Source organism: Kribbella sp. CCNWLW201, from assembly GCF_037203805.1.
In the GTDB taxonomy this organism is placed as follows: Bacteria; Actinomycetota; Actinomycetes; order Propionibacteriales; family Kribbellaceae; genus Kribbella.
The window spans coordinates 368,596-376,134 of record NZ_JBBCBQ010000011.1; the positions used below are offsets into that span (position 1 = coordinate 368,596).

The 7,539-nt window shown below is 68.2% G+C and carries 7 protein-coding genes; 6 read left to right on the forward strand and 1 reads right to left on the reverse strand.

Features of this window, described 5'->3' with window-relative positions:
* The first annotated feature begins 19 nt into the window (after nucleotides 1-19).
* Genes V9K99_RS36140 through V9K99_RS36155 form a run of 4 tightly spaced genes read left to right on the forward strand, consistent with a single transcriptional unit; the run spans nucleotide 20 to nucleotide 3,424 of the window.
* Nucleotides 20-559, forward strand: a complete 540-nt coding sequence (locus V9K99_RS36140; RefSeq protein WP_337011620.1) for an RNA polymerase sigma factor — start codon at nucleotides 20-22, stop codon at nucleotides 557-559.
* A complete protein-coding gene (locus V9K99_RS36145; protein ID WP_337011621.1) occupies nucleotides 556-1,227 on the forward strand; it encodes a hypothetical protein in 672 nt (223 codons plus the stop codon). Before V9K99_RS36140 ends, V9K99_RS36145 begins: the two co-directional genes overlap by 4 nt.
* A 16-nt stretch (nucleotides 1,228-1,243) precedes the next feature.
* Nucleotides 1,244-2,659, forward strand: coding sequence for an argininosuccinate lyase (argH, locus tag V9K99_RS36150; RefSeq protein WP_337011623.1), 1,416 nt, complete (start codon nucleotides 1,244-1,246; stop codon nucleotides 2,657-2,659).
* Between the two features lie 27 nt (nucleotides 2,660-2,686).
* A complete protein-coding gene (locus V9K99_RS36155; protein WP_337011624.1) occupies nucleotides 2,687-3,424 on the forward strand; it encodes a DNA-3-methyladenine glycosylase in 738 nt (245 codons plus the stop codon).
* A gap of 56 nt (nucleotides 3,425-3,480) precedes the next feature.
* Here V9K99_RS36155 and V9K99_RS36160 read toward each other — a convergent pair whose 3' ends face one another.
* The gene (locus V9K99_RS36160; protein ID WP_337011625.1) at nucleotides 3,481-4,440 is read right to left on the reverse strand and encodes an LLM class flavin-dependent oxidoreductase; all 960 of its coding nucleotides are present in this window, start codon (nucleotides 4,438-4,440) and stop codon (nucleotides 3,481-3,483) included.
* 143 nt (nucleotides 4,441-4,583) lie between these two features.
* Between V9K99_RS36160 and V9K99_RS36165 the strand changes: the two genes are divergently transcribed.
* The gene (locus tag V9K99_RS36165) at nucleotides 4,584-5,621 is read left to right on the forward strand and encodes an App1 family protein (protein ID WP_337011627.1); all 1,038 of its coding nucleotides are present in this window, start codon (nucleotides 4,584-4,586) and stop codon (nucleotides 5,619-5,621) included.
* Nucleotides 5,622-5,670: 49 nt separating this feature from the next.
* Nucleotides 5,671-6,975, forward strand: a complete 1,305-nt coding sequence (gene tyrS, locus V9K99_RS36170; RefSeq protein ID WP_337011629.1) for a tyrosine--tRNA ligase — start codon at nucleotides 5,671-5,673, stop codon at nucleotides 6,973-6,975.
* Nucleotides 6,976-7,539 lie beyond the last annotated feature (564 nt).

The following is a 7,539-nucleotide window of genomic DNA, read 5'->3' on the forward strand; positions in this document are numbered from 1 at the left end:
GCGTGGGAGGGGAGCGGGCATGGACGACTGGTTCGTGGCACAAGTGGAGCAGCACGGCGCTGACATCCACGCGTACCTGAGCCGGCGGACGGTGGACGGGGTCGCGGACGACCTGCTGGCCGACGTCTGGCTGGCCGCCTACGCGGGCCGGTCCGGCTTCGACCCCGACCTGGGCTCGGCCCGCGGCTGGCTCTTCGGCATCGCACGCCACGTCCTGCACGGCCACTACCGCAAGAACAGGGTGCGTACGACGATCGCGCGGGCCTTCCGGAGTGATCGCCCGATCGACGAGACCGCCGCGGTCGACGCCCGGCTGGACGCGACGGCACTCGCACCGCAGCTCCGCCAGGCACTCCGCGAGCTGGCGGCCGTCGAGCGGGAACTGCTCCTGCTGGTCGCCTGGGAGAACCTCAGCCCGACGGAAGCAGCCCAGGTCCTCGGCATCCCGGCCGGAACCGCCCGCTCCCGGCTCCACCGAGCAAGACAACGCATGGACGAACGCCTCTCCGGTTCGCCCCAAATACAGGACGAACCCACTCGACAGGAGGCCGACCGATGACCGACCACTGGACAGCCCTGAAGACCGCTGGCGAGGTCCCACCGCCTTCCCCGGAAGTCCTCGCCCACGCCAACCGCCAACTGCGATCAGCCGCTCGCCGTCGCCGGACCGTGCTCCGCGTGCTGGCTCCCGTTGTCGCCGCAGTGAGCAGCACGGCTGTAGTAGTGGGCGCCGTCGCCGTCATCCAAACTAGCTCCGGCCCCACCGCGACTCCTGGGCCGGCAGTCCCGCCCAGCGGAATCGGATCCACCCCCGCGCCTCGCGGCACACCCACCGACAGAGTCGCCGCCTCCTGCGTGTCCGGGTACACCCCGGCAGAGCTGAAGAAGCGCGGCTTCGCGTTCGACGGCACGGTCCTGAAGATCGTCGCGGATCCGGGTGGGCCGATGCGGGGCTACCTGCTGACGCTCCAGGTCCACGAGTGGTTCAAGCCGATCGGTGGCGGCGACACCGTGACGGTGCGAACCATCACCCCACCGGAGGGATCTGGCTATGACGTGTCAGTCGACTTCCCCGACTACACCGTCGGCACCCGGCTGCTGATCACCGGTGAGCCGCAATGGGGCGGCACGAACCCGTTGAAGGACGCGTACGCCTGGGGATGTGGCTTCAGCCGTGCCTACACCCCGGACGATGCCGCGACCTGGCGAAAGCTACTGAGCAAGTGACTGAGAGGATGTTGGTGTGAGTTCTGGTGAGAGTGCGGCCCTGTGGGGCGGCCGGTTCGCGGGCGGGCCGGCGGATGCCCTGGCGGCGCTGAGCAAGTCGACACAGTTCGATTGGCGGCTGGCGCCGTACGACATCGCCGGCTCGAAGGCGCATGCGAAGGTGCTGCACCGAGCGGGGCTGCTGACCGACGAGGACCTTTCTGCGATGTTGGCCGGGCTGGACGGGCTGCTGGACGACGTACTGACTGGGAAGTTCCTCCCCGCCGAGGACGACGAGGACGTGCACACGGCGCTGGAGCGCGGTCTGCTCGACAGGCTCGGCACTGAGCTCGGCGGACGTCTCCGGGCCGGCCGGTCCCGCAACGACCAGGTCGCCACGCTGTTCAAGGGGTACCTGCGTGAGCACGGCCGCATCGTCAGTCGGCTGGTGCTGGACCAGGTGAACGCCCTGGCCAAGCAGGCGGAGAAGCACCTCGGCGTCGCGATGCCCGGGCGCACCCACCTGCAGCACGCGCAGCCGGTGCTGCTCTCTCACCACCTGCTCGCTCACGCGTGGCCGCTGATCCGCGATCTCGACCGGCTCGCCGACTGGGACGCCCGCGTCGCCGCTGACTCGCCGTACGGATCGGGTGCCCTGGCCGGCAGCTCGCTCGGCCTGGACCCGCAGTACGTCGCTCTCGAGCTCGGCTTCACGGATTCGTCGGCGAACTCGATCGACGGGACCGCCGCGCGCGACTTCGTGGCGGAGTTCGCGTTCGTCACCGCGCAGATCGGTGTCGACCTGTCCCGGCAGGCTGAGGAGGTGATCATCTGGGCGACGAAGGAGTTCGGTTTCGTCGAGCTGGACGACGCGTTCTCGACCGGGTCGAGCATCATGCCGCAGAAGAAGAACCCGGACATCGCCGAGCTCGCCCGCGGCAAGGCCGGCCGGCTGATCGGCAACCTGAGCGGCCTGCTGGCCACGCTGAAGGCCCAGCCGCTCGCGTACAACCGGGACCTGCAGGAGGACAAGGAGCCGGTCTTCGACTCCATCGACACTCTCGAGGTGCTGCTGCCCGCGTTCACCGGGATGATCCGGACGCTGCGCTTCAACACGGCGCGTCTGGAGGAGCTGGCGCCGCAGGGGTTCTCGCTCGCCACCGACATCGCAGAGTGGCTGGTCCGGCAGAAGGTGCCGTTCCGAGTCGCGCACGAGGTGGCCGGCGCCTGTGTCCAGGAGTGCGAGAAGCGCGGCATCGAGCTGTGGGACCTCACCGACTCCGACCTGGCCGCGATCTCGCCCTCGCTGACTCCTGAGGTCCGCTCGGTGCTGACGGTCGAGGGTTCGCTGGCGTCCCGCAACACCCGCGGTGGTACGGCGGGGGAGCGCGTGGCCGAGCAACTCACCGAACTCCGGGGTCGCGCCACCGCTCACGCCGAACGCCTCGCCTGATACGGGGCGTCGCTTAGGGTGCTGCGCATGCCTGTCCGCCGCTCGCTGCTCGCGGGCCCCGTCCTCGACGTGGCCCCGAAGCTTCTCGGCATGGTCCTGCGCAGCACCACGGACGAGGGCACGGTCGCGGTCCGGCTGACCGAGGTCGAGGCGTACGACGGGCCGAACGATCCCGGGTCACACGCGTACCGCGGCCAGACGCCCCGCAACTCGGTGATGTTCGGGCCGCCCGGATTTCTGTACGTGTACTTCACCTACGGCATGCACTTCTGCATGAACATCAGCGCCGGGCCGGACGGACAGCCGTCGGCCATCCTGCTCCGGGCCGGTGAGATCGTCGAAGGCCTCGACCTGGCCCGCGCCCGCCGCCTACCCATCACCCCACCGGGCAAGTTCAACCAGTCGAACGGTCTGGAACCCGCGCGGTCGCCTGGCGTGACCGGTGTTCGGTCGAATGGCGTGCTGCCGGGGCCGGTGGGCAAGCGGTCGAACGGGAACCCGGACCGCGATCTCGCTCGCGGTCCGGCCCGCATGTGCGTTGCTCTCGGCATCGGCCGGGACGACAACGGCGCCGACCTGCTCTCCAAGACCTCCCACGTCCAACTGCTCCCCGGCCCGGGCTTCGACGGCGAACCGTCCACCGGGCCACGGGTCGGCCTCCGCCAAGCCGCCGACCGCCCGTGGCGCTTCTGGATCCCGGGTGACCCCACGGTCTCGCCGTACCGGCCCCACGTCCCCAAACGCCGCGGTCCAGCCGCCAGCTGAGCCGCACCGCTGCGGGGGAGGCTGCCGCCTGAGCCCCGCCGCGGCGGCTGAATCGATCAGCGCTTGGCCAGCTCCAGGACGTGGTCGAGCTGGGGGAGCCCGTGCTCGACCTCTGGGTCCGGGAACAGGCCGATGTGGTGCACTCCGGCCGCCTCCAGCGCCTCGATGTGCGCGGCTGCGTCGTCGAGCGTCCCGACCGCGCCGATCTCGGTCCACCAGTCGACCGGCATCCCGACCAGGCCCGCCGTACCGGACTCGTCGTACAGCTTCTTCAGGTCGTCGAAGAACGGCATCGCCTTCAGCCCCGGGTGGTTGTCCTCGATCCGCGACCCGAGCCACGGCGCGGTCCACTCGTACGCCGTCTTGCGGTCGCTCCGCACGCAGAACGCGCTGAACACCGCGACCACGAAGCCCTCCGGCGATCCGGCGTACTCGACCGACTGCCGCACGTACGACGGCGTGGCCGGCTCGGCGAGGACCAGCCCACCCCCGACCCGCCCGGCCAACGCCATCGACTTCGGGCCCATCACCCCGAGCAGGATCGGCGGCGGCTCGACCGGTGGCGCGTCCAGCTTCACGTCCTGCAGGTAGACCGTCTTGCCCTCGAAGCTCACGGTCTCGCCGGCGAGCAGTCTGGTGACTGCGGTGGTGACCTCCTCCAGTGCAGTGAGCGGCGACTTGGGCCGGACACCCATCTGGCCCATCCACTCCTGCACGCCGTGACCGATACCGGGCAGGAACCGGCCGGGCGCGAGCGCGTCCAGGGTGGCGAGCTCCATCGCGGTGACGGCCGCGGTCCGGGCGACCGCAGGCAGGATGCCGAGGCCGACCGTGAGTCGCTCGGTGGAGGTGAGGGCGGCGGACACGAGCGACGGTCCGGCGGTGTAGAAGCAGTCCTCGATGATCCACAACTCGTCCGCGCCGCCTTGGTCCAGGCGGCGGGCCACGTCGGTCACCAGGGCGGCGGGGTAGGTGCGCGGGAAGCACATCCCGAGAGCGGCGGAGGTCTGTGTCATGCGAAGACCGTAGAGGGCGCCGCCGACAGTTCTCAAAGGAGTTCCCGCAGATCTCGAAAGGACTTCCGGCAGTTCGGTAAAGGTCGTCCCAGGGCGTGGGGGCAGCAGGCGTAGCGGCCCCTGCTCCGGGTAGGTTTCGGACTATGGCCCGTCCGCACTACGCGTCCCGTCTCGAGGACTGGTTCAACATCGGGGTGCAGGCGATCCTGCGGCGTCGCGGCTGGCGGGAACGGATCATCCCGCACGTCGGCTACGGCACCACACAGTTCGTCCGGGTGCTGGCACGCGTCGTACTCAGTAGGGACCCCCGCAACCAGCCCAGGTACGACGAGGACCAGGTCGTGCGCGGTTGGCGCGTTTTCGTCACCGCACCGGCGACCAAGGTCAAGGTGACGGTCACCGTGAGCGGGCAGACGTTCGAGGCCATGACCGACCGCGGCGGCTTCGTCGACCTCAGTGTGCCGGTGGTGCTGCCGCCGGGCTGGCACGAGGTCAACCTGGGTGTGCACGGCGAGCGAGAGGCCCGTGCCCGCGTTTACGTCCCCGACCCGGACGCCACTCTCGGACTGGTCAGCGACATCGACGACACGGTGATGCTGACGATGCTGCCGCGTCCACTGATCGCCGCGTGGAACACGTTCCTCCGCGACGAGCAGGCGCGTCGCGTCGTACCAGGCATGGCAGAGATGTACGCCGAGCTACTGGAGGACCACCCGGGTGCGCCGATCTTCTACCTCTCCACAGGGGCCTGGAACACCGCACCTACGCTGACCCGCTTCCTGGCGCGGCACGGGTACCCGGCTGGGCCGTTGCTGCTCACGGACTGGGGGCCGACCAACACCGGGTGGTTTCGCAGCGGGCAGGAGCACAAGCGCACGGCGCTACGCCGCCTCGCTGCCGAGTTCCCGAACGTCCGGTGGGTACTGATCGGTGACGACGGTCAGCATGACCCCCAGCTGTACGGCGACTTCGCACAGACCCACCCGGACCACGTACGGGCCATCGGTATCCGCCAGCTCACCCCGGCCGAGCAGGTGCTGTCTCACGGTCTGCCGGTCCCCAACCCGGACCCGGGCGCCCACGACCCGCACCGCCCCACCGCCGCGACAGTCCACGCTCCCGACGGCCATGCGCTTCGCCCCCAGCTCCAAGCGGTCCTGACCCGCCCAGACCCCACGTAGGTCACATACAGGACACTTGTAGCTGACCGACGTACTCGAGGAGAGACAAGTGACCGACAGCGGGACCGAACGCCGCACCCAGGTACTCGACGACCTGGAGAGCCGTGGCCTGATCGCGCACTCCACCGATCCAGACGCTCTGCGGGCTTCGATGGCGGCGGGACCGATCACCTCCTATGTCGGCTTCGACCCCACTGCGCCCAGCCTGCACATGGGCAACCTGCTGCAGTTGCTGACGCTCCGCCGCCTCCAGCTGGCCGGCCACAACCCCATCGGCCTCGTCGGTGGCGCCACCGGTCTGATCGGCGACCCCAAGGAGAGCTCCGAGCGGGTGCTGAACCCGAAGGACGTCGTCCAGCAGTGGGTCGAGAGGGTCCGCGGCCAGGTGGAGAAGTTCATCGACTTCGACCCGGCCCTGCCGAACCCCGGTCGCATCGTCAACAACTACGACTGGACCAAGGACCTCAACACCCTCGACTTCCTCCGTGACATCGGCAAGCACTTCCCGGTGAACCGGATGCTCGGGCGCGAGGTGGTGAAGGCGCGGCTGGAGCAGGGGATCAGCTACACGGAGTTCAGCTACGTGTTGCTGCAGTCGCTGGACTACCTAGAGCTCTACCGCCGTCACAATTGCACTCTGCAGACGGGTGGCAGTGACCAGTGGGGCAACCTGACGGCCGGCGTCGAGCTCATCCGTCGTACCGAGGCCGGCAAAGCACACGCACTGGCCACACCACTGGTGACCAAGGCGGACGGCACCAAGTTCGGCAAGACGGAGTCCGGCACGGTGTGGCTGGACCGGGAGCTGACATCGCCGTACGCGTTCTACCAGTTCTGGTTCAACACTGACGACCGCGACGTCATGCAGCTGGTGCGGTTCTACACGTTCCGCACACCAGAGGAGATCGCCGCACTCGAGCAGGCAACCGCGGAACGACCACACGCACGTGAGGCCCAGCGACTGCTCGCCGAGGACATCACCACGCTGGTACACAGCGAGGAGGAGACCAGGAGAGTGCAAGAGGCGTCCAAGGCGCTCTTCGGCCAGGGCGAACTCGCCTCACTCGACGGCTCCACACTGGTCGCCGCACTCCGCGAAGCACCCCATGTCGAACTAGGCGCCGGCGAACCGATGCCGACGTACGGCGACCTGCTCGTGAAGTCCGGCCTGGTGGCCAGCAAGTCGGCCGCGCGCAGGACGGTGGCCGAAGGCGGTGGCTACCTCAACAACGAGAAGGTGAAGGACGCCGAGTACGTGCCGGGGTCCGACGACCTGCTGCCGGGTGGAGTGCTGGTGCTGCGCCGCGGAAAGCGTTCGTTTGCAGGGGTTCTGGCGTCGCCGACGGGCAGCTGATCGCGTGGGTCGACGGCTTCGGTCCACTCCCACAAACTGCACGACGAGGGCAAATTACAACCGTGTGATCCTGCCCACCGGGAACCGATTTGACCGGCTACCTGGAAGCCACGTAATGTTCTTCTTGTTGGAGCGAGGCGCGGGACGCGAAAGCGGCCGGTCGCTCCGAACCCCCCAAGGCTAGCTGAGCCGAACCGCGTCGTCTGACTCGGGCCGGTAGCTCCCTCGCGGGTGGATGGTCAGAAAAATCGAGTCTTGACTCGGTGGATCTGGTCCGGTAGAGTAACGCAGGTTGCCCCGGAGTCCTGGCTGAGAGGCCATGACGCGGTGTGCGTCCGATTCTTGAGAACTCAACAGCGTGCCGAAAGTCAATGCCGAAATTAGTAGTATCCCCGTACACAGGCATTGGGTGACCTTTTCTGCCTGGATCTCTTCGAGGTTTGGGTGGGTGGTTGTCTGTTGTTCTGTGTCGGATTCCTTTGAAGTTATTTTTGATTCAAGTCAGTTTGATTGTTTCTGATTCAAAGGATCACTCGATGTGTCGACTCACCGGGTAACTGGTTT